Origin of the sequence: Curtobacterium sp. UNCCL20, from assembly GCF_900101675.1 — a bacterium.
In the GTDB taxonomy this organism is placed as follows: domain Bacteria; phylum Actinomycetota; class Actinomycetes; order Actinomycetales; family Microbacteriaceae; genus Curtobacterium.
The window spans coordinates 332,401-356,290 of record NZ_FNKG01000001.1 but is presented as its reverse complement, the minus strand read 5'-3'; the positions used below and the strand labels follow the sequence as shown (position 1 = coordinate 356,290).

Genomic DNA, 23,890 nt, shown 5'->3' with positions numbered 1-23,890 from the left:
CCGGCCAGCGTGACCGACGGTTCCTCGGCGCCTTCACAGACGCCGGGGACCGTGGGGCGTGCTGCTCGTCGGGACTCCGGCGAGCAGCACGCCCCGTTCCCGTCAGCGGACCGAGATGCGGAACTCGACGCGCTGCCGGTCACCCTGCGTGACGGTGTTGCCACCGTAGGAGCCGGAGCGGTAGACCGACGGGCTCGTCACCGACCACGTGCCGTCGCCACGGACCGAGGTGACGAGTCGTTCGGGCTTCCCGGGCACGGTGACGAGGATCTGCTCGCCGGCCGTCCCCTCACCGCTGAAGACCGGGCGGGTCCCGTTCGCGATGGTGGTCGAGGAGGTCAGGGTGAGCGTGCCCGGAGCGACCGAGTCCTCGTCGTCGGCGTGCGACAGGAGGAGGTTGAACGAGACCCGCTCGCCGTTGCTCTGGTAGACGACGTTCTCGAGGTAGTCGCCCTGCTGGTACGCCTGCGGGCTGGTCACGGACCAGGTGCCGTTGGCTGCGACCCGCGTGTCCAGGAACTCCGGCTTGCCGGGGATGACGATGACGAGGCCCGAGCCGGGCGTCCCGGTCCCGCTGAACACCGGGTGCTCTCCGGAGCGGTACTGGGTGCCCGTCGAGAGCGTCAGTGCCTGCGACTGTGACTGCGATTGCGACTGCGACTGCGACTGTGACTGGTGCACGTCCGCGGTCGGCTCCGCGGACGCGACGGTGGTCGGTAGGACCGCGGCTCCCGCTGCGAGGAGGGTGGCGGTGGCGATGGTGCTGATGAGGGGCATGGGATCTCCGTGGTGTCGTGGAAGGTGGTGTTCGGATCAGCGGAACGAGACCGGACTGGACGTCTGGCCCCACTGCGACTGGGTGATGGTGAAACCGGGCTGCATGCCGACGACGTCGACGAACCAGAACGGGCCGGTGACGGTGGTGGTCCGGACGGCGCCGGCTGCGTCCGTCACGGTCACCGTCGCGCCCGTGGTGCCGCGTCCGCCGAGGCGCCCGTCCGGGGCGTTGTGGACGGTGTCCACCGGAGCGAGGACGGTGTCGTCGGACGCGCCCCAGGTCACCGGCTGCGAGGTCTGGCCGTCGACGGACTGCACGATGCTGAACGCGGGTCGGAGACCCTCGAGCGGCACGAACCAGAGCCCGCTGGCGGCGGCGTGGGTGGTCACGACATCGCCGTCCCGATCGGTGACCGTGACGACGGCCCCAGGGGTCCCGAAGCCGCCGAGCTGCTCGTCCGGGCCCAGGTGGACGGTGATGACGGGGGCGACCGCTGCGTCCGAGACGGTCGTGATCGCCGGGGCCGGGCTCCCGGGCGCCGCTGCGGCGGGAGCGGCGAGGCCGACCGCGAGCGCGGTTGCGCCGGCGAACACGGACGCGGTGATGACGCGTCGGCGAGCAGATGAGGATGACATGGCACTCCATTCACATGTGAAATACGAAACGTCAGTCTGCGTGTCGCTCCCTGTGAGGTGTCCGACCGCGTCCGTCCAGCTCGCGCGGACGTCGCTCGTGTGAACTCTTTCCACACCCCGGGCGGCGCGTCGGAACACGGCCAGTGGGGCGGTCCTAGACTCGTCCGGAAGGAACGCCGAACCCGTCCCCAGGAAGGCTGCACATGACGACGCCTGACCGGCGCACACCCGCGCGACTCGCAGACCAGCGAGCGCTCCTGTTCGACCTCGATGGTGTCCTCACGCCCACCGCTGACGTGCACATGCGCGCGTGGAGCCGGCTCTTCACGCCGTACCTCCAGTCGCACGGCGCGGACCCGTACACGGAGCATGACTACTTCGCGTACATCGACGGCAAGCCCCGCTACGACGGCGTGCGCTCGCTGCTCGAGTCCCGTGGCATCGACCTGCCGCAGGGCACCCCGGACGACGCCCCCGACGCCGACACCGTGTGCGGTCTCGGCAACCGGAAGAACGCCGAGTTCACGGCCGAGCTGACCGAGCACGGCGTCGAGCCGTACCCGGGCTCCCTCCGGTTCCTCGTCACGGCGATCGACGCGGGACTGTCCGTGGCCGTGGTGTCGAGTTCCGCGAACGCCACCCAGGTGCTCCGGACCGCGGGCATCCTCGAGCGCTTCCCGGTCATCGTCGACGGCCTCGTCGCGCGCCAGGACGGTCTCGCCGGCAAGCCTGCTCCGGACACCTACCTCGACGCCGCGTCGCGGTTCGGCCTCACACCGGCCGAGTGCGTCGTGGTCGAGGACGCGACGAGCGGGGTCGAGGCCGGCCGGAACGGCGCCTTCGGCCTCGTCATCGGCGTCGACCGCGGCGCCGGTGCGGACGCGCTCCGCGCGCACGGCGCAGACGTCGTGGTGCGTGACCTCGACGAACTCGTCGACCAGCTGCCGGAGCCCGCCACCACCCGGGCGTAGGCCGGCAGACCGAGGCGATCCGCGCCTCCAGGCCGACACGACGCATCCCCCACACTCTCCCTCCCTTCCCACGGAGCAGCATGAACCCCATCACCTCGGACCCGCTCGACCGCGTCCGCTACCCGATCGACGAGTGGGCGCTCGTCGAGACCGAGTACTCGCCCGACGAACAGGGCGTCGCCGAGACGAACTTCGCCGTCGGCAACGGGTACCTCGGCCTGCGTGGCAACCTCGACGAGGGACGCGGCGGCCTGCACTACGGCACGTACATCAACGGCTTCCACGAGACCTGGCCGATCCGCCACGCCGAGGACGCGTTCGGCTTCGCGAAGACCGGTCAGACGATCATCAACGCCCCCGACGCCAAGGTCATCCGCCTGTACGTCGACGACGAGCCGCTCGTCCTCGCCGAGGCCGACATCCTCCGGCACACCCGGCGGCTCGACTTCCAGGGCGGCTACCTCTTCCGCGAGACCGAGTGGTCGACACCTTCGGGCAAGCGCGTCCTCATCCGTGCGCGGCGGCTGGTGTCGTTCACGGACCGGCACCTCGCCGTCATCGACTACGAGGTCACCGTCCTCGACGCGGATGCCTCGATCCTGCTGTCCAGCCAGATCCTGAACCGTCAGGACGTGCAGGACGAGTACCACGCGGGGATGCGTGCGGCGGCGAACGCGTTCGACCCCCGCAAGGCCGAGGCGTTCACCGAGCGGGTGCTCGAACCGAAACTCAAGCGCAGCACCGGTGGGCGCTCACTGCTCGGCTACCAGGCAGCGAGCTCGGGCATGACGATCTGCGTCGGTGTCGAGCACAACCTCGAGACCGAGAACAGCTGGGACGAGTCGTCCTCCATCGAGGACGACCTCGCCAAGCACGTCTACCGGGTGCAGGCCCGTGCCGGACAGCCCATCCGGCTGACCAAGCACGTGGTCTACCACACGTCCCGCGGCGTGCCCGCGCGTGAACTCGCCGACCGCTGCGACCGCACGCTCGACCGCGCGCACGCCGAGACCGTCGACGAGACCTTCGCGAAGCAGCGCGCGTGGATGGACGACTACTGGGCGCGCTCCGACGTCGAGATCGCGGGACAGCCCGAGCTCCAGCAGGCCGTCCGGTGGAACCTGTTCCAGCTCGCGCAGGCGACGGCACGCACCGACGGCCACGGCATCGCCGCGAAGGGCGTCACCGGCTCCGGGTACGGCGGGCACTACTTCTGGGACATGGAGATCTACGTCCTGCCGTTCCTGTCCTACACGGCGCCGATCGTCGCGCGGAACGCCCTCCGGTTCCGCTACAACATGCTCGACTCCGCGCGGTCCCGTGCCCGGGAGCTCAACCAGCACGGCGCCCTGTTCCCGTGGCGGACGATCAACGGTGAGGAGTCCAGCGCCTACTACGCGGCCGGCACCGCGCAGTACCACATCGACGCGGACATCGCGCATGCGTTGATGCAGTACGTCCGGGCGTCCGACGACCGTGAGTTCCTCAAGCGCGGCGCGATCGACATGCTGGTCGAGACCGCCCGACTGTGGGAGGACCTCGGCTTCTGGCGCTCCAACGGCGACAAGAAGTTCCACATCGACGGCGTCACCGGCCCCGACGAGTACACGACCGTCGTGGACGACAACCTGTACACGAACGTGATGGCACGGGCGAACCTGTGGTTCGCCGTCAACGCCTGCCGCGAGCTCGCCGCCGACGACCCGGAGGAGTACGACCGCATGGTGCGGCGCACCGGGCTGCAGGCGCAGGAGATCACCGACTGGGAGCACGCCGCCGAGTCGATGGAGATCCCCTTCGACCCGCACCGCGGCATCCACCCGCAGGACGCCCAGTTCCTCGACAAGGAACTCTGGGACCTCGAGAACACGCCGGAGAGCAAGCGTCCGCTGCTGCTGCACTACCACCCGCTCGTCATCTACCGGTTCCAGGTGCTCAAGCAGGCCGACGTCGTGCTCGCGCTGTTCCTGCAGGGGCACGAGTTCACCGCCGCCGAGAAGCGCCGGGACTTCGACTACTACGACGCCCTCACCACGGGCGACTCCACCCTGTCGGCGGTCGTGCAGTCGATCATGGCGGCCGAGGTCGGCTACCACGACCTCGCGCTGCAGTACTTCCAGACCGCGCTCTACGTCGACCTCGCCGACCTGCACGGCAACACCTCCGACGGCGTCCACATCGCCTCGACGGGCGGCATCTGGGGCGGGCTCGTGAACGGGTTCGGCGGCATGCGGGACCACGGCGGCCGGATGACGTTCAACCCGCGGCTCCCGAAGGACTGGGAGCGCCTGACCTACCGCCTGACGGTTCGCGGGTCGCGGGTCCGGGTGGACCTGGAGCAGGCGACGATGACCTTCACGGTCGAGACCGGCGAGGGCTTCACGGCGTGGGTGCACAACCAGCAGTGGGACATCACCGCCGGCGAGGCGACCGTCGTGCCGCTGCCGCACCACGGGCCGCGGATGACCGGTCGCGCGCCGACGACGAGCGACATCCAGGGCACGCTCCGCGCCGACGGGTCGGTCGTCACGGCGTCGATCCCGACGATCTCGCTCGACCGCGATCTCGAGCCGGACGAGACGACCGCCTGAGCCGTCTGCTCTCGGGCCCCTGTGCAGCGACGGTTGCGCGGGGGCCCGCTGCTGTGCGTGCGGGGGCAGGTTTTGCGGTGCGCGTGCGTGGGCCGGTTGCTGTGTGCGTGCGTGGGTCGGTTGCTGAGTGCGCGCGAGGGTCGGGTTGCCGTGGGCCGTCGCGGCTCCGGGCCGTGTTGCGCACCGTGCGCTGCTCGTGGGCGGGTGCGGCGTCCGTCGTCCCGTGCGAGGCTGCAGCGTCGCACGGAGTGGGCAACCTCGCACCCCGTGGCGAACCTCGCACCGTGCGCGCTGAGCCGCGGCTGCACGCGTGGCGAACCTCGCACCGTGCGCGCTGAGCCGCGGCTGCACGCGTGGCGAACCTCGCACCGTGCGGACTTGCAAGCACGCCCATGGACTCGTGACCCATCACCGTGCGGTGTCACGCGGCACCGCCTCCGGCAACACGTCCGGCTCCGCCTCCGTCCGTACTCAGCCGGGCCCGGGCATCGTGGCGGGCCGTGTCCCTCGGGCCGATGGCGTCTCCCGCGGGCACGGACCGTGCGACGAGAGGAGACATCATGGGCAACCGGTTCGAGGGCAAGGTGGCGATCGTCACGGGAGCGGGTTCCGGCATCGGCGAGGCGACCGCGCGAGCATTCATCGACGAGGGGGCGTCCGTCGTGCTGACCGACAGCGTCGACGAGAAGGTCCGGGCGGTGGGGGACTCGCTGCCGACCGACCGCACCGTCGTACTGCGGGCCGACGTCGCGAGCCCCGAGGACTGGCAGACGGTCGTCGACGCCGCGGTGGACCGGTTCGACCGGGTCGACGTCCTCGTGAACAACGCGGGCACGTTCAGCTCGGGGGACATCACCGACATCAGCACGGGCGAGTGGCGCCGCGTCATCGAGACCGACCTGTCCGGGGTGTTCTACGGCACCCGGGCGGCGCTGCCCTTCCTCCGCGAGACGAAGGGGTCGATCGTGAACACGTCCTCCGTCTCGGGTGAGGACGCGGACTGGCGGATGAGCCCGTACAACGCGGCGAAGGGCGGCGTGACGAACTTCACGAAGGCCGCGGCGCTCGACAACGGGCAGTTCGGCGTCCGGGTGAACGCCGTGGCTCCGGGGTTGATCTGGACCGACCTGACGCAGGAGCAGGCGGAGGACGAGGAGCTGCAGGCGAAGTTCGCCGAGCGGGTCGCGCTCGGCCGGGGTGGCCGGTCCGAGGAGGTCGCCGCGGCGGTGCTCTTCCTGGCGAGCGATGCGGCGTCGTTCATCACGGGGGCGATCCTGCCCGTCGACGGTGGGACGACCGCGAGCAACGGGCAGCCCGCGCAGTCCTGACGGGCTGCTGTCACGCCGTGAGCCGACCGCCGGTCAGTCCGCGACCAGTTCGACCTTGAACCGCTCCGCGTCCTCGAGGAACGCGGCGTGGTGGTCCGGCCCGCCGGCGTTCGGGTGGCGGTCCTCGTAGAGGCGCCGCCACCCGTGCTCCGTCGCGGCTGCCCAGAGTGCGGCGACCTCCGCGCGGTCCCCCGCGTGGAACGCGAGGTGGCTCAACCCCGGGCGGCGGCGGTCGTTGGCGCCGTCGAGTCGCGCCACTTCGAGGACGACGTACACGTCACCGAGTCGCCAACTCCGGCCGTCGTCCCAGTGCTGGAACGGTTCGTAACCGAGCTCGCCGAGGAGTCAGCCCCACGCCGCGGCTGCGGACTCGAGGTCGGACGTTCGCAGCTCGACGTGGTGCAGCCCGCCGCGGGTCACAGGAGCTTCCGGAGGGTGTTCGCGTTGCGCGTCGTCGTCGTGCGCTTGAACCGCGCGGCACCGGCGCGCTTCGCGAAGGCCGTGTCCGTGCTCGACCCCTTCGGGCAGGACCAGTAGACGACACCGGTACCCGGGGCGACCTGTTCGACGGTGTCGTCCAGCGGGAGGTCCGCGAGCAGGTCGTCGAGCGCGTCCTGGTCGGAGCCGAACAGGACGTAGTCGTGCCGGTCCTCGGCGGAGTCGAACGGGAAGCCGTCGAGGATCGCGGCGAGGGCGTCGTGCGGGACGAGCACGATCCAGGCGTCGTACCCGAAGCGGTCCCGCAGCGCCTGCTCGATCGTCGACTGCAGAGCGGGAAGCGGCCCCTCGGCGGAGAACACCACGTTGCCGGACGCGAGCACCGTCCGCACGTCGTCGTACCCGAGGTCCCGGAACACCCCCGCGAGGTCCGCGCTCCTGATCGTGATCCCGTTGACGTTCACCCCGCGCAGCAGCGCGACCCACCTGGCCATGCCGGAACCGTACCGCGCTGACGCCTATTGCGGTGCACCTCCGAAGCGCCCTCGCGACGCAGCCGTCAGGCGGCCTTCAACCACGAGTCCGGACCGAACACCTCGTAGCGGATCCGCGTGTCGGGCACTCCCGCGCCGAGCGCTTGGCGGCGGACCGCCTGCATGAATCCGAGCGGACCGCACAGCACGACCGTCGCGTCGGCCGGCGGCGGCACTTCGGACAGGTCCATCCGGGGGCGCGTCGGGTCGTCTTCGAACCAGGTGTGCAGCGACGCCCCCGGCAACTTGTCGACGAGCGTTGTGACGGCGTCCGCGAACGCCCAGTCGCCCCGCGATCGATCAGCGTGCAGTACCATCACCCGGCGTGTGCTCGACGTCTGGGCGAGCCCTTCCAGGAAACCGATCGCCGGGGTGCACCCGATGCCGGCCGTCGCCAGGACGAGCGGATTCGTTCGGTCGTCGAGCGTCAGCACGCCGTAGGGGTTCGACAGCTCGACGACGGCGCCCGGTGTCAAGCCGAGGACGACGGGGGACACCTCCCCCAGATCGTCGCGCTTCACACCGACCCGACGGACGCATCCGGGTTCGAGCAACGAGTACTGCCGAGCCTGTCGCACTCCGTCGGGCATGCGCACGCGGAGGCTCACGTACTGGCCGGGCGCTGCACTCGACACCGCCGTGTCGTCCGCCGGCTTGAACTCGAGCTCCCGCACGGACGCCGACCGGGGGGTGGTCGCGATGAGTCGCCAATCGGCCCAGTGCACGGAGTTCGCTTGCGCGCCGGTGAGCGCTCGTTCCCTGGCGATGAGGAGGCCCGCGAACAGCCAGTACACCTCGCTCCACGCGGCGACGACGTCGTCGCTGGCCGCGGCGCCGAGGTCGCCTGCGATCGCCGCGAAGAGGTGCTCGTGTACGACGGCGTACAGCTCCTCGGTGACACCGAGCGCAGCGTGACGGGACGCGATCCGCTCGACGAGGTCGAGAGGATGCTCGCCGTCGAGGATCGCGAGCGCGAAGGCAACCACGCTGCCGGCCAGCGCGGACGACTGGCGGCCGGTGAGCTGGTTCGAGCGACTGAACACGCCGTCGAGCAGCTCGGGGTGCGCGGCGAAGAGTCGTCGGTAGAAGTCGGGGGTGATCTCCGGTAGTCGTGCGGCGATGACGGGCGCGGTCGCTGCAACGACCGACCTAGCGGCGGGGGTCAGGAGGGGAGGCGACGGGGCGATCGAGGGATGCATGGCCTCAGGATAGGCTACAAAAATGCAATATACTTTCGAGGTGTCCCGTGAAAACTCGATGCACGGACCCGGTGAGCGTCGCATCGGCGTCTTTACCGTCCGCCGAGCAGCTCTGCTCATCGACCTCCTGGTGTCCGGCCCGTCAACCGGTCCGGAGATTGCGGGTCGACTCGGAATCCACGTGAACACCATCCGGGAGCACCTCGATCGCTTGCTCGCGGAACGGTTCGTGACCGCGAGCCCGCAGCGCACGGGACGACCCGGTCGCTCCGCCGTCGTCTACGCACTCTGCGACGGTGCGGCTCCGAACGTGCTCGATGCGCACCGGTTGGCGTCTGCCGTCGCGGTCGGGCGGGCGCTGCACGTCGGATTCCGGCAGGACGAGCAGATCGCCCTCGCACGACGTTCGGCGGTCTTCGAACACCTGGAGGGTCACGGGTTCGATCCCGCGGAGCGATCGTCCGCGCCGGGTGAACTGGTCGTCGAGTGCCCGTTGACCGATGCATGGCCTGAGCTCGGGGAGCGCCTGTGCGCGGCCCATGCACGGGTCCTCGAACAGGTCGCAACGCAGGTTGACGGACCTCCTGTCCGAGTGGTGTTGGAGCCGCACGAGCCCCGGGGGACGTGCCGGGTGTTCCTGGTGACGGAGCCAGAGACGGCACGGTAGACGGGTTCAATGACGAACGACGACGCGCAGCGCTCCGACTCCCAGGGACCCGACGACCAGCACCAGGTACCCGAGGGGGTGTCCGAGGCGACGGTCGAAGCCCTCGGCACGCTGTCCGCCGCGGTCGAGGTCATCGAGCACGCGCGCGGCCTGCTCTACGGTTTCCACCGCCTCACCGGGACGGCTGACCTCAACCTCGGCGAAGCGGTCGAGCAGCTGCGGAAGGCGGGCCACACCGAGCTCGCCGACCGGATCGACACCGAGCTGGTGGGGCGGAACGTCATCGCCGGCCGCTGGACCTTCCAGATCGTCGAGGACTACGACGACGGCTACTACGCGCTGGCGAAGGAGCTGGAGCGGACCGCCCGCGACGAACTCGTGCAGGGGCGCCGGCACCTGTTCGAGGCGGGGATGAAGGAAGACCGGCGGACCGCAGGCGAGCGGCACCACGAGGCGACGCCCGCGGACCTCCCGAGCTGACCCGCGGCTCAGCCGACGCCGAGCACGGCCTCCAAGGGTCCGCGAGCGAAGTACAGCAGGAAGCCCGCGGCGACGACGTAGAGCAGCCACGACACCTGGCGCCCGCGGCCGGACAGCAGCTTGATGAGCACCCAGCTGATGAAGCCCGCGCCGATGCCGTTCGCGATCGAGTAGGTCAGCGGCATGATCACGATCGTCAGGAACGCGGGGAGCGCTGCGCCGAAGTCGGTCCAGTCGATGTCCTTCACCTGCGCGACCATGAGCGCACCGACGACGACGAGTCCGGCGGCGGCGACCTCGAGCGGGACGACCTGGGTCAGCGGCGTGAGGAACATCGACGCCAGGAACAGCACGCCGGTGACGACGGACGCCATGCCGGTGCGGGCACCCTCGCCGATGCCCGCGGCGGAGTCGATGAACACCGTGTTCGACGAGACCGACGCGCCGCCACCGGCGATCGCGCCGGCACCCTCGACGACGAGCGCGGACTTCAGGCGGGGGAAGGTGCCGTCGGGGTTCGCGACCCCGGCGGCCTTGGCGAGCCCGGTCATCGTGCCCATGGCGTCGAAGAAGTTCGTGAAGACGAGCGTGAAGACGAGCATCGACGCGGCGATCGGGCCGATCCGGGTGAACGCGCCGAAGACGTCCGCGTGCCCGACGAGCGACAGGTCGGGGACGGCGAAGAGCGCGCTCGGCAGTCCGGGGGCGTTGAGGTTCCAGCCGGTGGGGGAGTCGACCGAGGTCGGCACCTTGAAGATCGCCTGCAGGATGATCGCGATGACGGTGGTCGCGACGATGCCGATGAGCAGGGCGCCCTTGACCTTGCGGGCCATGAGCGTGCCGATGATCACCAGTCCGATGAGGAACACGATGGTCGGCAGCGCGGCGACGGAGCCGTCCTCGCCGAGCTGCAGCGGCGGCGAGGCGTTCTTGGTGGTGCGCACGAAGCCGGAGTCGACGAGACCGATGAACGCGATGAAGAGACCGATGCCGACGGTGATCGCGGCCTTGAGCTGCGCCGGCACCGCGGTGAAGATCATCGTCCGGATGCCGGTCAACGCCAGGATGACGATCACGACGCCGTTGATGACGACGAGGCCCATCGCCTCGGCCCAGGTGACCTGGTGCACGACGCTGACGGCGAGGAACGAGTTGATCCCGAGCCCCGCGGCGATGCCGAACGGCAGGTTCGCGATGAGACCCATCGCGATCGTCATGACACCGGCGACGAGGCCGGTGGCGGCGGCGACCTGGGCGTTCTCGAGCCAGCCGTGCAGGACGTCCTGCGGTGCCTGGTCCTTGCTGAACCCGCCGAGGATGAGCGGGTTGAGGATGACGATGTAGGCCATCGTCACGAAGGAGACGAGTCCGCCGCGGATCTCGCGGGGGATGGTTGACCCGCGGTGCGTGATCGAGAAGAAGCGGTCGAGGCCGGTCGCGAAGCGGTTCCGGGGTGGGGTGTCGGTCTGCGTGGCGCTCACCGAGGAAGTTTAAAGGACGCTGGGTTTCGGGCGTGTCACAGGTCGTCCACAGGCGAGGCACCCGCACAGCCCGCCCCGTCGGGGTACGTCACGCCGAGTGCGCGCTCGCGTTCACGCCCAGGGGCTGGTGTTGGATGGTCGGGTGACGTCACGCATGGACCGTGCCCGCGTCGAGGCCGCTGTGCGCGAGCTCCTGCTGGCCATCGGTGAGGACCCCGACCGCCCGGAGCTCGTTCGCACCCCCTCCCGGGTCGCCGACTCGTACTCCGAGTTCTTCGCCGGGATCGGCACCGATGCGGTGCGGATCGCCCGCGACGGCACGGTGCACGCGGAGGACGGCGAGCGCGGGCAGCTCGTCATCGTGCGGGACGTCCGGTTCCGTTCGATGTGCGAGCACCACCTGCTGCCGTTCACCGGGGTCGCACACCTCGCGTACGCGCCGGGTGACCGCCTCATCGGCCTGGGCACGCTGTCCCGGGTGCTCGACGCGGTGGCGTCCCGTCCGCAGCTGCAGGAGCGGTTGGGGGAACAGGTCGCGGCGACGATCGCCGAGGGGCTCGGCGCGGCGGGGGTCCTGGTGGTCCTCGACGCGCAGCACCAGTGCGTGACGACCCGGGGCGAGCGCCAGTCGGGGTCGACGACCGTGACGGTGGCGGCGACGGGCACGCTGGCGGAGGCCGCCGGTCGCGCCGAGGCGATCGCCCTCATCGGCGCCGGCGTCGGTCTGCTGATCGACGACGTGGACGACGTGGCCGACAGGGACGTGACGGACGAGGACGTGGGCGACGTGGACACCGAAGCCGGCCACGGAGCGGACGCATGACGACCGACGGACGCACGCCGGGCCTCCAGGCCGCCACCGGACCCGGCTGGGTCGTCCCCGACCTGCGCGACCCGGTGCGCACCATCGGTCGCCGCACCTTCGACTTCGACCACCGCATCGCCGTGATGGCGATCGTGAACCGCACACCGGACTCGTTCCACGACAAGGGCGCCACCTTCGCACTCGACCGCGCCGTCGAGGCCGCGGTCCGTGCCGCCGACCTCGGCGCCGACTGGGTGGACATCGGCGGTGTGAAGTTCGCGCCCGGACCGGAGCTGCCGGCGGCCGACGAGATCGACCGCGTCGTCCCGGTCGTCCGGCAGCTCGCCCAGGAGTCCGACGTCACGATCAGCGTGGACACGTTCCGACCCGAGGTCGCCGCAGCGGCGATCGAGGCGGGCGCCAGCGTCGTCAACGACACCACCGGTCTGTCGGACCCGCGGATGGCGGCCGTCGTGGCGGACTCCGACGCGACCATCGTCATCACGCACTCCCTCGCCGAGCCCCGCAGACCGCTGGCCGCTCCGCCGCAGTACGCCGACATCGGCACCGAGGTCGTCGACTTCCTGCGGGAACGGGTGGACCGGGCGCTCGCCGCAGGTATCCCGGACGCGCGGATCATCGTCGACCCGGGGCACGACCTCAACAAGAACACCGTGCACACCCTCGAGTTGACCCGACGGCTGCCCGAGGTCGTCGCGCTCGGCTACCCGGTCCTCACGGCGGTGTCGAACAAGGACTTCGTGGGGGAGTCCCTCGGTCGCCCCCGTGGCGAACGGCTGTCCGGGTCGCTCGCCGTCGCCACCGTGAGCGCGATGCTCGGCGCCCGGATCGTCCGGATGCACGACGTCGCCGAGAGCGTCGACGCCATGCGCATGGTCGAGGCCACCCTCGGCTGGCGCACCCCGGTCGAATCGCGGCACAACACGTGAACGTCCTGCCGCCCTCGGTCGCGGACCTGTCCGACGAGGACCTGCTCGAGCTGTACACCGCGGGCACCGGGGCCCCGTGGCTGCGGGTGAACTTCGTGGCGACGCTCGACGGCTCCGCGTCCGCGGCCGGGGTGTCCGGGTCGCTCGGCGGACCGGACGACCTGCGGGTGTTCGACCTGCTCCGGCGGGTGGCCGACGTCGTCCTGGTCGCCGCGGGCACGGTCCGTGACGAGGGCTACGGGCCGATGGTCCTGCACGACGTCGACGTGGCCTGGCGCCGGTCGCGGGGGATGCCCGACCACCCGGTGTTCGCGATCGTGACGGGGTCGCTCTCCCTCGACCCGGCCTCGCGGGTGTTCACCGAGGCACCGGTCCGGCCGATCGTGCTGACGTCGACCTCTGCGGCGTCGTCGCCCACCGCGGCTGCGCTGCGGGACGTCGCCGAGGTCGTGGCGTGCAGTGCGGACGGTGACGAGGACTCCGTCGACGTCGCGCTCGTCCGGGAGGCCCTGGTCTCCCGCGGCTACGGCACGATCCACTGCGAGGGTGGCCCGACCTTCCTCGGCGCCCTGGTGGCGGCGGACGTCGTCGACGAACTGACCCTGACGATCGATCCGTCCCTCGAGGGCGGCGCCGGACCGCGCATCGCCCGCGGGTCCTCGCCGGAGCTCCGTCGGATGCGCCCGGTGCACGTGCTGCGCGGCGACGGCGACGTGCTGCTCACCCGGTACGTGCGCGCACGCTGACGGTCGGGCTCGTGGGCTAGGGTCGCCAGCGTGATCGACATCGTGGCGTCCGGGGTCCTCTTCGACATGGACGGCACGCTCGTCGACTCGACCGCGGTGGTCGAGGCGACGTGGACGCGCTTCGGGGTGACGCACGGCATCGACCCGGACGAGATCCTCGCGTTCTCGCACGGCCGCCAGGCGATCGACACCGTGCAGCGTTTCCTGCCCGACCTGCCCCACGACGAACAGCTGCGGATCGCCGCGGCACTCGTCGCCGAGGAGAGCGCCAGCACCGAGGGCATCTTCGAGATCCCCGGGGCGGCAGCGTTCGTCGAGCGCCTGGTCGACGTCGAGGTGCCGGTGGCCCTCGTGACGAGTGCGCCGCGCGACCTCGCCTCGGGTCGGATGGCTGCGGCCGGGCTGCGCATGCCGGCGGTGTTCCTGCCCTCCGAGGACGTCGAGCACGGCAAGCCCCACCCGGACGGGTACCTCCGCGCCGCCGCCCTGCTCGGCGTCGAGCCGTCGCACTGCGTCGCGTTCGAGGACGCCCCGGCCGGGCTCGCGTCCGCCATCGCCTCCGGAGCGACCACGGTCGTGGTCGGTGGGCTCGAGGACGACGTCACCGCCGGGCTCTTCCGGATCGACGGGTACGACGGCATCACCGTGGAGCCCGAGGGAACCGCCTTCCGCATCCGCGGCTGAGCCCGGCGGCTGAGCCCGGCGGCTGAGCCCGGCGGCTGCGCCCGGCGGCTGCGCCGTCACGCCCTGACCCCGCACCCAGCCCGCCCCGACGACCCTGGTCGCTGCGACCCGGAACCACCGGGCAGCGGAAGGAGCGATCATGGCAACCCTCGACGGCAAGAACGTCCTCGTCATCTCGACGAACTACGGCGTGGAGCAGGACGAGATCGTCGTCCCGATCGAGCAGCTGCGCCAGCGCGGAGCCGCGGTGACCGTGGCTGCCCAGCAGTCCGACGCGATCCAGACCCTCGTCGGCGACAAGGACCCGGGCAAGACCGTGGACCCCGACACCACGCTGGCGACCGTCTCGGCCGGTGACTTCGACGCACTGGTGGTCCCCGGCGGCACGATCAACGCCGACACCCTCCGCACCGACAAGCGGGCGGTGGAGATCGTCAGCGCGTTCGTCGCCGACGGCAAGCCCGTCGCGGCGATCTGCCACGGCCCGTGGACCCTCGTCGAAGCCGGCGTGCTCTCGGGGAAGACGATCACGTCGTACCCGTCGCTGCAGACCGACATCCGGAACGCCGGCGCCGAGTGGGTCGACCAGGAGGTCCAGGTCGACGGCGGTGTCATCACCTCGCGGAACCCGGGCGACCTGCCGGCCTTCGTCGACGCGATCGAGCACGCGCTGACCGCCTGACCAGCGCCGCGAGCGCGCCCTACCCCGCACCGCCGAGCGCAACGGGCACGGGGCGGGCCGTGCGGAGCACCGCGGGTCCGAGGGTGAGCACCCCGTCGGACTCCGGGTCGCACCGCACCCCGCCTCGCCCGCGCATCGCCCGGAACGCGCCGGGAGCGACCTCGTGGTCCATCCAGGCGCACGGGTTCGCCGGACGGTGGCCGCGGAGCAGGACGGGGGCGTTGCCGCCGCTCTGCAGCGAGAACGGCTCGCCTCGGAGGGCCTCGACGTCGACGCCGCGGAGGAACACGTTCCGCCGGGTCGCCGCGGGGTCGACGTCGACGCCGAGCTCGGCTCCCACCGCCTCGAGTCCCTCGAGCCCGATCACCGTCACCGAGGCGTGCACGTGCGCCCGGGCGGCGAAGTACCGGTCACCGACGATGCCGAGCCCCGCGCGCAGCTCGATGCGGTCCCGCAGGTCGTCCGGCTCGTCCGGCAGTGCGGGCAGCGCACCGTCCGCCGGTCGCCCCTCGTACCGGTGCCGACGCGACGCCAGCAGCAGCGCGATCTCGACGTCCGTCCGGAAGGGGAGGTCGCCGGGACCGGCCACGTCGTCCACGGATGCCATGCGCACCACGCTAGCCGTGCCTCCAGGCCCGGTGCTGCCCTGTCTGATTCCCGCCAGTCGATGTCGGGGACCCGTGTCAGGCTGGACCCGTGTCCACTCCCGGAACCGACCCGCTGCACGCCGAACGGCACCGCGCGGTCGCCTCCCGCGACGCCCGGTTCGACGGCCAGTTCGTCACGGCCGTGCACTCCACCGGGATCTACTGCCGCCCGTCGTGCCCGGCGCGCACCCCGAAGGTGACCGGCGTCACCTTCTACCGGACGAGCGCGGCGGCGCACCTCGCCGGCTTCCGCGCCTGCAAGCGCTGCCTGCCCGAGGCGACGCCCGGCAGCCCGGAGTGGGATCTCCGCGAGGACGTCGCAGGCCGCGCGATGCGCCTCGTCCTCGACGGCGTCGTCGAACGGGACGGTGTCCCCGGCCTCGCGGCACGCGTCGGCTACTCCGAACGACAGCTCAACCGGATCATGACGGCCGAGCTGGGGGCCGGTCCGAAGGCCCTCAGTCGTGCGCACCGTGCGCAGACCGCGCGGACGCTGCTGACCTCGTCGGACCTGCCCGTCGCGGACGTCGCGTTCGCAGCGGGGTTCGCGAGCGTCCGCCAGTTCAACGACACCGTGCGCGAGGTCTTCGCCGTCACCCCGACGGAGCTCCGCGCCCGTCGCGTGCTCCGGCCCGTCGCGGACGGCGCGCTGCACGTGCACCTGCCGGCGCGCGCACCGTTCGACGCGCAGGGACTGCTCGACTGGCACGCGTTGCACGCCCTGCCGGGCGCGGAGCAGGTGGACGTCGACGACGCGGGTCGGGTCACGTCCTACGGACGGGTGCTCGCCCTGCCTGGAGGCGCGGCTCGCTTCACCGCGTCGGCCGGCGTCCCGGACGCGGCCGGGCGGGGCACCGGCATCGACCTGCGGGTGCACGTCACCGACCTCTCCGACCTGCCGACCCTGGTGGCGCGGGTCCGGTCGCTCTTCGACCTCGACGCCGACCCGGTCGCCGTCGACGCCGTCCTCGGAGCGGTGCCCGCGTTGTCCGAGGCCGTCGCACGGGTGCCCGGCATCCGGCTGCCCGGGGCGGTGGACCCGCACGAGATCGTGTTCCGCACCCTCATCGGGCAGCAGGTCTCCGTCGCGGCGGCCCGGACCGCGCAGACCCGACTCGTCGCCGCGCTCGGTGCGCCCGTGCCCGACGCCGTCCTCCCCGGCGGGCGGCTGTTCCCGACCGCGGCGGTGATCGCCGCCCGCGGCCGCGAGGTCCTCCGCGGCCCCGCTGCCCGCGTCGACACGATCATCCGGGTCGCCGAGGCGCTCGCCGACGGGTCACTCGTGGTCGACGGCGCACAGTCCCTCGACGACCTGCGCGCGGGACTCCTCGCGGTGAAGGGCATCGGGCCGTGGACCGCCGACTACGTCGCGCTCCGGGTCCGCCACCACCCGGACGTCTTCCTCCACAGCGACCTCGCCGTGCGGAACGGTGCACAGGAACTCGGACTGCCCGGCGCGGCGCGAGAGCTCTCCCTATGGTCGGAGCAGGTGGCCCCCTGGCGGAGCTACCTGACGATGCACTGCTGGCGACCGGTGATCGACCGCGCGCTCGCGACCGCCGGTGTGTCGCACATGGACCCTCGAAAGGACGAACGATGACCGACGCAACGATCCAGACCCTCGACACCCCGGACGGCCCCTTCACCGTGCTCGAGGACGCCGAACACCGCGTCCTCGCCTCGGGGTGGACGGACGAGGTGGACCGCATCCTCGGCCGCATCGCCGACCGGCACCGGCCGGACCGCATCACGGACGGCAGGGTCGCCTCGGCGGCGGCCGTCGACGCGTTCTACGCGGGCGAGGTCGAGCACGCGATGCAGGTGCCCGTGCACCAGTTCGGCACTGAACTCTTCGCCGAGGGGTGGCGACAGCTCCGGTTGATCCCGGCGGGGGTCGTGCGCACCTACACCGAGTTCGCGGCGGCGATGGGACGGCCCGATGCGGTGCGGGCGGCGGCGAGCGTCTGCGCCCGGAACGCCCCGGCGCTGTTCGTCCCGTGCCACCGAGTGCTCCGCACGGACGGCACCCTCGGCGGCTTCGCGTGGGGGCTCGACGTCAAGCGGGCGCTCCTCGAACGGGAATCGGTGGGCCGGACGGCACTCGTCTGACGAACAAACGGGTCGCAGCCGTGGTGGACGCGGCGCGAGGTGTACCGGGATCCCTGACCCACACGGACCGGCGTTCTCCCCCTGGTTGCGGGTGTCGACGGCAGCGCTGCGTGCTGTCATGCTCGACACAACCGACCCGCCAGGACCGTTCCCGAAGGACCCGACGCAGCCCCGAAGCAGCGCGGTCGCTCCACCACACCGAGGAACCCATGGACCAGCACGTCGACCGCACGGTCGTCTCCGCGGACGGCACGGTGCTCGCCGTGTCCGACGGAGGCACCGGACCGGCCCTCGTCGTCGTGGGCGGAGCGTTCGACCACCACGGCAGTCCGACGGTCGAACGGCTCACCTCGACCCTGCGCGACCGGTACCGCGTCGTCACCTACGACCGACGCGGCCGCGGCGCGAGCAGCGACACCGACCCGTGGGCGATCGAGCGCGAGGTCGAGGACCTCGCGGCCGTCGTCGCCACCGTCGACGGCCCGGTCACCGGACTCGGCATGTGCGTCGGCGCGGGGGTCGTGCTGCACGGCCTCGCCGGAGGCGTCCCCCTCGACGCCGCCGTCCTGTACGAACCGCCGTACCGGGCGACCGTCGACCCGCACGCCGACGACGTGGTGTTCGCCGACGTCCTCGATGAGTACGTCGGTGCGGGCCGCCGGGCCCAGGCGGTCCGCGCGTACCTCGCCCACGTCCTCGGGGTCCCCATGGGCCAGATCACGGCGCTCCGGCTCAAGGGCGCGCTGTGGCGGTCGCTCGTCACCGACGCCGACGTGCTGAGCCGTGACGTCCGCGTGCTCAACGGGCTGGCGATCCCCGAGCGGGTCGCCGCTGCCGTGGGCGTCCCGCTGCTCGTGGCCGCCGGTGGCAACGGGGTCGAGTGGATGCGGCAGGCGGCCCGTGCGGTCGTCGAAGCCGTCCCCGGGTCGGAGTACACCGAGCTGCGCGGGCAGGGGCACGTCCCCGACCCCGAGGCGATCGGCCAGGTGCTCGACCGGTTCACGGCCCGCACGACGACGCAGGGCTGAACGACCCGAGCGCTGCCGCGTGTCGGTGCCGGTCGGCGGCGGCGAACCCCGCCGACTGCGAGAGGATGGTCGCGTGAACGCACCCCGCCTCGGTCTCCTGCTCGACGTCGACGGCCCCATCGCGAGCCCGGTCTCGCGCACCATCGCCATCCCGAGCATCATCGAGGACCTCGTCGCCCTCGCCGCCGAGGGCATCCCCGTCGTCTTCAACACCGGCCGGAGTGACGCCTTCATCCGGCAAGAGGTCGTGGGACCGCTGCTCGCCGGGGGCCTCGCCGCCGGCGGCCGTGTGCACGCCGTCTGCGAGAAGGGTGCCGTGTGGTGCTCGATCGGCCCGCAGTACGAGGGCGGCATGGGTGAGCTCACCGTCGCGGAGGACCTCGCGCTGCCCCGTGACTACGCCGACGAGATGCGTGAACTCGTCCGTGCGGAGTACGCCGACCTGGTCTTCTTCGACGAGACGAAGCGCGCGATGGTCTCGATCGAGCAGCGGGTCGAGGTGCCGAACGCGACGTACCTCGCTCGGCAACCCGAGTTCGACGAGCGGGCGATGGCCGCGCTCGAGCGCCGAGGACTCGGCGTCCGCCGGCTCGACGACGTCCGGCCCGACGCGGACGGTGCGGTCGCGTGGCGCATCGACCCGACGATCATCTCGACCGACGTGGAGTCGGACCGGAGCGGCAAGGACATGGGGGCGGAGCGCTCCCTCGAACTCCTCGCACTCGACGGCGAGCTGCCGCTGGCGTGGCGGACGATGGGCGACTCCCGCAGCGACTACGCGATGGCGGACTGGCTGCACGCGCACGGCCACGACGTCGCACACGTCGACGTCCGGCCGGCCGACGGGGTCCCCGCGACGCCGTACCCGGTCCTCACCGCTCCCGACGGCGTGATCCACGACGAGGCCGGCGCACGGTTCCTGGCGGACTGGCGCCGATCCGCCTGAGCCGACCCGCGCCTCCAGGCCCGCGACGACCACCCGTGCGACCGCGCGCCGTGCATGCCGACTGTTTGCGTGGCGGGGTGGTACACCAGTAACCTCGCGTGGTCCGCCGCCAGTCGATGACGGGAACCACCCCATGGCACCGCAGCTCCGCATCAAGTCCATCGAGGCCTCGTTGGCCGACTCCGAGGAGAAGGGGCGGTCGCTCAAGCGCTCGCTCCGCACCTTCGACATCGCGGCGATGGGCATCGCCGTCGCCGTCGGTGCGGGCATCTTCTCGGTCGGCGCGAACGCCGCCGCGAACTTCGCCGGACCGGGCGTCATCGTCTCGTTCCTCCTCGCCGCCGTCACCTGCGGCCTGGCGATCATGTGCTACGCCGAGTTCGCGTCGACGATCCCCGTCGCCGGTTCCGCGTACACGTTCACCTACGCCACGATGGGTGAGCTCCTCGCGTGGATCGTCGGGTGGGACCTCATCCTCGAGACCCTCACGGCCAGCGCCGTCATCGCGAAGTACTGGGGGATCTACCTCAGCACCGCGTTCGACGTGTTCGGGGTGACCCTGCCGAGCACGATCCAGCTCGGCCCGATCGGGTTCACCTGGGGCCCGGTGCTCATCGTCGGCATCTTCACCGTGCTCCTCGCCTTCGGCACCCGCCTGTCGAGCCGGGTGTCCGCCGTCATCACGATCATCAAGGTCGCGATCGTCGTCTTCGTCATCGTCGCGGGTGCGTTCTTCGTCAAGGCCGCGAACTTCACGCCGTTCATCCCGCCGGCCGAGCCCGCCAAGGGTGCCGAGGGCAGCGTCTGGACCCAGTCGCTCGTGTCCTGGTTCACCGGGTCCGAGCCGGCGCAGTACGGCGTGTTCGGACTGCTCGCCGCGGCGTCCCTCGTGTTCTTCGCCTTCATCGGCTTCGACGTCGTCGCGACCAGCGCGGAAGAGACCGAGAACCCGCAGAAGACCCTGCCCCGCGGCATCTTCATCGGCCTCGGCATCGTGACTCTCCTGTACGTCGGCGTCAGCATCGTCATCACCGGCATGGTGTCCTACCAGCGCTTGGCAGAGGAGAAGGCGCCGTCGCTCGCCTCGGCGTTCGACATCGTCGGGCTGCCCTGGGCCGCCGGGATCATCGCGATCGGCTCGCTGATCGGCCTCACCACGGTCGTCATGGTCCTGCTGCTCGGCCTCTCGCGCATCGTGTTCTCGATGAGCCGCGACGGGCTCCTGCCCCGCTGGTTCTCGCAGACGAACCCGAAGACCCAGACCCCGGTCCGGGTGCAGGTCGTCGCCGGTGTCGTGGTCGCGCTCCTCGCCGGGTTCACGGCGGTCGACAAGCTCGAGGGCATGATCAACATCGGCACGCTGTCCGCGTTCGTCCTGGTGTCGATCGGCATCGTCGTGCTCCGGAAGTCGCGTCCGGATGCCCCGCGGGCGTTCCGGGTGCCGTGGTCGCCGGTGCTGCCGATCGTGTCGGCCGTCCTGTGCTTCTGGCTGATGCTCAACCTCGAGGTCGAGACCTGGCTCCGGTTCGTCATCTGGCTCGTGATCGGTTTCGCGATCTACTTCGGGTACAGCCGCCGGAACAGCCGCGTCGGCCAGTCGATGCGGTAGGGGTCCTGCCGCCGGTTCACCCCCTGCGGAACACCGGTGTTCGTCTGCCGCGCACCCGCGATGCCGCGGTGCGGCCGACGGGCACCGGTGTCCCGCTGTCCGGGCTCGTGGTCGCTCCGCTGTCCGGGCCGTGGTCGCTGCGCCGTCCGGGCCGTGGTCGCTGCGCCGTCCGGGCCGTGGTCGCTGCGCCGTCCGGGCCGTGGTCGCTCCGCTGTCCGGGCCCGTGGTCGCTCCGCTACGCGCCGAGGGCCAGGGCCGCGCCGAACCCGAGCATGACCACGGCGACGAGGCCGTCGAACACTCGCCAGGTCAGCGGCTTCGCGAACAGCGGCCGGAGCAGCCGCCCGCCGAACCCGATCGCGCCGAACCACAGGCAGCTGGCGAGCACGGCACCGGCGGTCCACCACCAGCGGTCGTCGACACCCTGCTGGTTGCCCACCGAGCCGAGGAACACGAGGGTGTCCAGGTAGACGTGCGGGTTCGCCCACGTGAAGACGAGCATGGTCACGACGGCCACGCGCATCGTCACGTCGTGCGCGTCCTGGCGACGGCCTGGAGGCGCGGTGCGCGTCCGCTCGGCGACCCGCGACGGTGCGGTGGTCGCGTCCAGGGCCGTGGGCCTGCCCGGCTCGTGCGCGCCGATCGGTCCGTCCTGGGTGGCTCGTCGGTCGACCGCTGCCTCGTCGACCGCTGCTTCGTCGATCGCTGCTTCGTCGACGCGCAGGGCGTCGCCCGAGGGCCTGAGCGCCCGCCGAGCCGCGAGCACCCCGTACGTCACCAGGAACGCGGCCCCCACGAACCGGATGACCACGAGTGCGACGGGGAACCGCTCGACGACCACCCCGACGCCGAGGACCCCGGCGAGGATGAGCACGGCGTCGGACACCGCGCAGACGACCACCGCCACCGTCACCACCCGGAGCCGGGCGCTCACCGCGAGCCGCAGCAGGTACGTGTTCTGCACGCCGATCGCGACGATCAGCGCGAGCCCGGTGCCGAGGCCGGAGAGCAGGGGGAGGAGTGCGGTCACGGTTCGACCGTAGGGCCGCGCGGTCATGCAGTACAGCTCACGTTCCTGATGCTGCGTAAGCTCAGCTGCATGCCCCGGTTCCAGCGCGAACACCTCGAGACCCTGCTCGCGGCGGTCGACCACGGGACGCTCGACGCCGCAGCCCGTGCACTGTCGATCACCCCGTCAGCGGTCTCCCAACGGATCAAGTCGATGGAGCAGCAGGTCGGTCGGGTGCTGCTCCAACGGACGACGCCGGTCCGTGCGACGTCCGACGGCGAGGTGGTGCTCCGGCACGCGCGGCAGGCACAGCTCCTCGACGAGGAGACCTCCCGGGCGCTCGGCGGCGGCGACTCGGTCGTCCCGTCGATCCCGCTCGCGGTCAACGCCGACTCCCTCGGCACCTGGTTCCTCGACGCCCTCGCCCTGGTCCGCACGGACACCGAGGTGGTGTTCGACCTGCACCGCGAGGACCAGGACCGCACGGCCGAGCTCCTCCGCGCCGGCACGGTGATGGCGGCGGTCACGGCTGAGTCGGAGCCGGTGCAGGGGTGCTCCTCGGTCCCGCTCGGCATCGACCGGTACCGGGCGGTGGCGTCACCGGCCTTCGTCGAGCGGTACCTGGCCGGCATCGACTCCGAGCGCCGGATGCTCGGCCGACTCGACCGGGTCGCGCTCGTCGACTACGACCGCGCCGACGACCTGCAGCAGGGCTACCTCCGTCGGGTGCTCGGGCACGCACCGTCCGGACCGCGGCACTTCGTCCCCACCTCGGCGGACTTCGCGCGGGCGGTGTCGCTCGGCTTCGGGTGGGGGATGCTGCCCGAGGCCCAGTGCCTCGATGCCCTCGACCGTGGCGAACTCGTCGAGCTGACGCCCGGCCGCCGGGCCGACGTCGCCCTGTGGTGGCAGCGATGGAACCTGGCGTCACCGCTCCTCGAGCGGGTGACCGACGCCGTCCGCACCGTCGCGGCCGACCGGCTGCACCCGGCGGGGCGTCCGGGTCAGGCCGTCGCGCGGTAGCGGAGGCCGTCCACGAGCAACCCGACCATGAGCTGACTCTGCTCCGCCGTCGGGGCGCCGTGGCAGAGGTTCGCGACCGCGAGCAGCAGCTGCTCGGCGTCGACGTCGGGCCGGATCGTCCCTGCGGCCGCCGCGGTGTCGAGCAGGCCGTCGAGCGCGCCGCCGAGTTGCTCGGTGAAGTACGCGGGGAGTGCTCCGAACGCGGGGTCGCCCGAGTGGAGTGCTGCCGCGAGTCCCCGCTTCGTCGCGATGAACTCGGTGAACCGCTGCAACCAGCGGGCGAGTGCCTCGTCCGGAGCGTGGGCGCTCACGAGTTCGTCGGCGGCGGCAGCGCAGGCGTCGACCGCGTTCCGGAACACCGCGACGACCAGGTCCGAGCGCTGTGGGAAGTGTCGGTAGAGCGTCCCGACGCCCACTCCGGCGCGGTCCGCGATGACCTTGGCGGGCACGTCGACGCCGTCCGTCGCGAAGACCGCCTTCGCGGCGTCGGTCAGGGCGTCGGCGTTGCGGCGGGCATCGGCGCGCACGGGTTCCTCCTGGGGTCGTTCGGG

At 71.6% G+C, this 23,890-nt stretch carries 24 protein-coding genes and 1 pseudogene; 15 read left to right on the top strand and 10 right to left on the bottom strand.

Features of this window, described 5'->3' with window-relative positions:
• Nucleotides 1-102: 102 nt before the first annotated feature.
• Both BLT36_RS01715 and BLT36_RS01710 read right to left on the bottom strand, forming a co-directional pair.
• Nucleotides 103-777: an Ig-like domain-containing protein gene (locus BLT36_RS01715; RefSeq protein ID WP_092091381.1), complete on the bottom strand. Its 675-nt coding sequence runs from the start codon at nt 775-777 to the stop codon at nt 103-105.
• A 36-nt stretch (nt 778-813) separates the two neighbouring features.
• Nucleotides 814-1,413, bottom strand: coding sequence for a hypothetical protein (locus BLT36_RS01710; RefSeq protein WP_139166314.1), 600 nt, complete (start codon nt 1,411-1,413; stop codon nt 814-816).
• Between the two features lie 203 nt (nt 1,414-1,616).
• On the opposite strand from BLT36_RS01710, the gene BLT36_RS01705 reads away from it, so the two are divergent.
• The 3 genes from BLT36_RS01705 (at nt 1,617) to BLT36_RS01695 (ending at nt 6,303) form a co-directional block, all read left to right on the top strand.
• Nucleotides 1,617-2,384, top strand: coding sequence for an HAD family hydrolase (locus tag BLT36_RS01705; RefSeq protein ID WP_092091377.1), 768 nt, complete (start codon nt 1,617-1,619; stop codon nt 2,382-2,384).
• Nucleotides 2,385-2,464: 80 nt separating this feature from the next.
• Nucleotides 2,465-4,975, top strand: a complete 2,511-nt coding sequence (locus BLT36_RS01700) for a glycoside hydrolase family 65 protein (protein WP_092091374.1) — start codon at nt 2,465-2,467, stop codon at nt 4,973-4,975.
• Between the two features lie 560 nt (nt 4,976-5,535).
• Nucleotides 5,536-6,303, top strand: a complete 768-nt coding sequence (locus tag BLT36_RS01695) for a meso-2,3-butanediol dehydrogenase (RefSeq protein WP_092091372.1) — start codon at nt 5,536-5,538, stop codon at nt 6,301-6,303.
• A 33-nt stretch (nt 6,304-6,336) separates the two neighbouring features.
• Here BLT36_RS01695 and BLT36_RS01690 read toward each other — a convergent pair.
• The 4 genes and pseudogenes from BLT36_RS01690 to BLT36_RS18245 form a co-directional block, all read right to left on the bottom strand.
• Nucleotides 6,337-6,594: pseudogene (locus tag BLT36_RS01690) on the bottom strand (glyoxalase); the annotation flags it as partial.
• A gap of 125 nt (nt 6,595-6,719) precedes the next feature.
• Complete coding sequence (locus tag BLT36_RS01685) at nt 6,720-7,235, bottom strand: DUF1697 domain-containing protein (RefSeq protein WP_092091370.1); 516 nt, start codon at nt 7,233-7,235, stop codon at nt 6,720-6,722.
• 65 nt (nt 7,236-7,300) lie between these two features.
• Nucleotides 7,301-8,473 carry a globin domain-containing protein gene (locus tag BLT36_RS01680; RefSeq protein WP_092091368.1) on the bottom strand — a complete coding sequence of 391 codons (1,173 nt, stop codon included), beginning with the start codon at nt 8,471-8,473 and terminating at the stop codon, nt 7,301-7,303.
• Nucleotides 8,474-8,615: 142 nt separating this feature from the next.
• Nucleotides 8,616-8,909, bottom strand: coding sequence for a hypothetical protein (locus BLT36_RS18245; protein WP_175529436.1), 294 nt, complete (start codon nt 8,907-8,909; stop codon nt 8,616-8,618).
• Nucleotides 8,910-9,149: 240 nt separating this feature from the next.
• Between BLT36_RS18245 and BLT36_RS01670 the strand changes: the two genes are divergently transcribed.
• Nucleotides 9,150-9,620, top strand: coding sequence for a hypothetical protein (locus BLT36_RS01670; RefSeq protein ID WP_092091364.1), 471 nt, complete (start codon nt 9,150-9,152; stop codon nt 9,618-9,620).
• Nucleotides 9,621-9,628: 8 nt separating this feature from the next.
• On the opposite strand, the gene BLT36_RS01665 is transcribed toward BLT36_RS01670, so the two are convergent.
• Entirely contained in the window at nt 9,629-11,101 is a 1,473-nt protein-coding gene (locus BLT36_RS01665) for an NCS2 family permease (protein ID WP_092091362.1), read from the bottom strand.
• 142 nt (nt 11,102-11,243) lie between these two features.
• Between BLT36_RS01665 and folE the strand changes: the two genes are divergently transcribed.
• The 5 genes from folE (at nt 11,244) to BLT36_RS01640 (ending at nt 14,968) form a co-directional block, all read left to right on the top strand.
• On the top strand, nt 11,244-11,924 hold the full coding sequence (folE, locus tag BLT36_RS01660) for a GTP cyclohydrolase I (RefSeq protein WP_368086361.1): 681 nt from the start codon (nt 11,244-11,246) through the stop codon (nt 11,922-11,924).
• Complete coding sequence (gene folP / locus BLT36_RS01655; RefSeq protein ID WP_092091360.1) at nt 11,921-12,856, top strand: dihydropteroate synthase; 936 nt, start codon at nt 11,921-11,923, stop codon at nt 12,854-12,856. The genes folE and folP overlap by 4 nt, the downstream gene beginning before the upstream one ends.
• The gene (locus BLT36_RS01650) at nt 12,853-13,602 is read left to right on the top strand and encodes a pyrimidine reductase family protein (protein ID WP_254787268.1); all 750 of its coding nucleotides are present in this window, start codon (nt 12,853-12,855) and stop codon (nt 13,600-13,602) included. The genes folP and BLT36_RS01650 overlap by 4 nt, the downstream gene beginning before the upstream one ends.
• Nucleotides 13,603-13,632: 30 nt before the next feature.
• A complete protein-coding gene (locus tag BLT36_RS01645) occupies nt 13,633-14,286 on the top strand; it encodes an HAD-IA family hydrolase (RefSeq protein ID WP_092091358.1) in 654 nt (217 codons plus the stop codon).
• A 139-nt stretch (nt 14,287-14,425) separates the two neighbouring features.
• Complete coding sequence (locus tag BLT36_RS01640) at nt 14,426-14,968, top strand: type 1 glutamine amidotransferase domain-containing protein (protein ID WP_092091356.1); 543 nt, start codon at nt 14,426-14,428, stop codon at nt 14,966-14,968.
• Between the two features lie 19 nt (nt 14,969-14,987).
• On the opposite strand, the gene BLT36_RS01635 is transcribed toward BLT36_RS01640, so the two are convergent.
• Entirely contained in the window at nt 14,988-15,575 is a 588-nt protein-coding gene (locus BLT36_RS01635; RefSeq protein WP_092091354.1) for an MOSC domain-containing protein, read from the bottom strand.
• An 89-nt stretch (nt 15,576-15,664) separates the two neighbouring features.
• Here BLT36_RS01635 and BLT36_RS01630 point away from each other — a divergent pair, with 89 nt between their 5' ends.
• The 5 genes from BLT36_RS01630 to BLT36_RS01610 all read left to right on the top strand — a co-directional run bounded on the left by BLT36_RS01630 (nt 15,665) and on the right by BLT36_RS01610 (nt 21,307).
• Nucleotides 15,665-17,215 (top strand): DNA-3-methyladenine glycosylase 2 family protein, encoded by a 1,551-nt coding sequence (locus BLT36_RS01630; RefSeq protein ID WP_092091352.1) that lies wholly within the window; start codon nt 15,665-15,667, stop codon nt 17,213-17,215.
• Nucleotides 17,212-17,724: a methylated-DNA--[protein]-cysteine S-methyltransferase gene (locus BLT36_RS01625; RefSeq protein ID WP_092091350.1), complete on the top strand. Its 513-nt coding sequence runs from the start codon at nt 17,212-17,214 to the stop codon at nt 17,722-17,724. Before BLT36_RS01630 ends, BLT36_RS01625 begins: the two co-directional genes overlap by 4 nt.
• A 209-nt stretch (nt 17,725-17,933) precedes the next feature.
• The gene (locus tag BLT36_RS01620) at nt 17,934-18,752 is read left to right on the top strand and encodes an alpha/beta fold hydrolase (protein WP_092091348.1); all 819 of its coding nucleotides are present in this window, start codon (nt 17,934-17,936) and stop codon (nt 18,750-18,752) included.
• A gap of 73 nt (nt 18,753-18,825) precedes the next feature.
• Nucleotides 18,826-19,698, top strand: a complete 873-nt coding sequence (locus BLT36_RS01615) for a hypothetical protein (RefSeq protein ID WP_092094214.1) — start codon at nt 18,826-18,828, stop codon at nt 19,696-19,698.
• A 133-nt stretch (nt 19,699-19,831) separates the two neighbouring features.
• Nucleotides 19,832-21,307 (top strand): APC family permease, encoded by a 1,476-nt coding sequence (locus tag BLT36_RS01610; RefSeq protein WP_092091346.1) that lies wholly within the window; start codon nt 19,832-19,834, stop codon nt 21,305-21,307.
• A gap of 235 nt (nt 21,308-21,542) precedes the next feature.
• Here the strand turns inward: BLT36_RS01610 and BLT36_RS01605 are convergent, their stop codons facing one another.
• Nucleotides 21,543-22,337 (bottom strand): LysE/ArgO family amino acid transporter, encoded by a 795-nt coding sequence (locus BLT36_RS01605; protein ID WP_254787267.1) that lies wholly within the window; start codon nt 22,335-22,337, stop codon nt 21,543-21,545.
• Between the two features lie 69 nt (nt 22,338-22,406).
• Between BLT36_RS01605 and BLT36_RS01600 the strand changes: the two genes are divergently transcribed.
• Nucleotides 22,407-23,339, top strand: coding sequence for a LysR family transcriptional regulator ArgP (locus tag BLT36_RS01600; RefSeq protein ID WP_092091342.1), 933 nt, complete (start codon nt 22,407-22,409; stop codon nt 23,337-23,339).
• Here BLT36_RS01600 and BLT36_RS01595 read toward each other — a convergent pair.
• Entirely contained in the window at nt 23,321-23,866 is a 546-nt protein-coding gene (locus tag BLT36_RS01595; RefSeq protein WP_092091340.1) for a TetR/AcrR family transcriptional regulator, read from the bottom strand. The genes BLT36_RS01600 and BLT36_RS01595 overlap by 19 nt on opposite strands.
• Nucleotides 23,867-23,890: the final 24 nt, after the last annotated feature.

Coding starts and splice junctions, on each gene's coding strand:
- BLT36_RS01610 (WP_092091346.1), top strand. CDS start 19,832: ATGGCACCGCAGCTCCGCATCAAGTCCATCGAGGCCTCGTTGGCCGAC.
- BLT36_RS01705 (WP_092091377.1), top strand. CDS start 1,617: ATGACGACGCCTGACCGGCGCACACCCGCGCGACTCGCAGACCAGCGA.
- BLT36_RS01635 (WP_092091354.1), bottom strand. CDS start 15,575: ATGGCATCCGTGGACGACGTGGCCGGTCCCGGCGACCTCCCCTTCCGG.
- BLT36_RS01625 (WP_092091350.1), top strand. CDS start 17,212: ATGACCGACGCAACGATCCAGACCCTCGACACCCCGGACGGCCCCTTC.
- BLT36_RS01680 (WP_092091368.1), bottom strand. CDS start 8,473: ATGCATCCCTCGATCGCCCCGTCGCCTCCCCTCCTGACCCCCGCCGCT.
- BLT36_RS01620 (WP_092091348.1), top strand. CDS start 17,934: ATGGACCAGCACGTCGACCGCACGGTCGTCTCCGCGGACGGCACGGTG.
- BLT36_RS01700 (WP_092091374.1), top strand. CDS start 2,465: ATGAACCCCATCACCTCGGACCCGCTCGACCGCGTCCGCTACCCGATC.
- BLT36_RS01670 (WP_092091364.1), top strand. CDS start 9,150: ATGACGAACGACGACGCGCAGCGCTCCGACTCCCAGGGACCCGACGAC.
- folP (WP_092091360.1), top strand. CDS start 11,921: ATGACGACCGACGGACGCACGCCGGGCCTCCAGGCCGCCACCGGACCC.
- BLT36_RS01695 (WP_092091372.1), top strand. CDS start 5,536: ATGGGCAACCGGTTCGAGGGCAAGGTGGCGATCGTCACGGGAGCGGGT.
- BLT36_RS01640 (WP_092091356.1), top strand. CDS start 14,426: ATGGCAACCCTCGACGGCAAGAACGTCCTCGTCATCTCGACGAACTAC.
- BLT36_RS01715 (WP_092091381.1), bottom strand. CDS start 777: ATGCCCCTCATCAGCACCATCGCCACCGCCACCCTCCTCGCAGCGGGA.
- BLT36_RS01710 (WP_139166314.1), bottom strand. CDS start 1,413: ATGTCATCCTCATCTGCTCGCCGACGCGTCATCACCGCGTCCGTGTTC.
- BLT36_RS01600 (WP_092091342.1), top strand. CDS start 22,407: ATGCCCCGGTTCCAGCGCGAACACCTCGAGACCCTGCTCGCGGCGGTC.
- BLT36_RS01685 (WP_092091370.1), bottom strand. CDS start 7,235: ATGGCCAGGTGGGTCGCGCTGCTGCGCGGGGTGAACGTCAACGGGATC.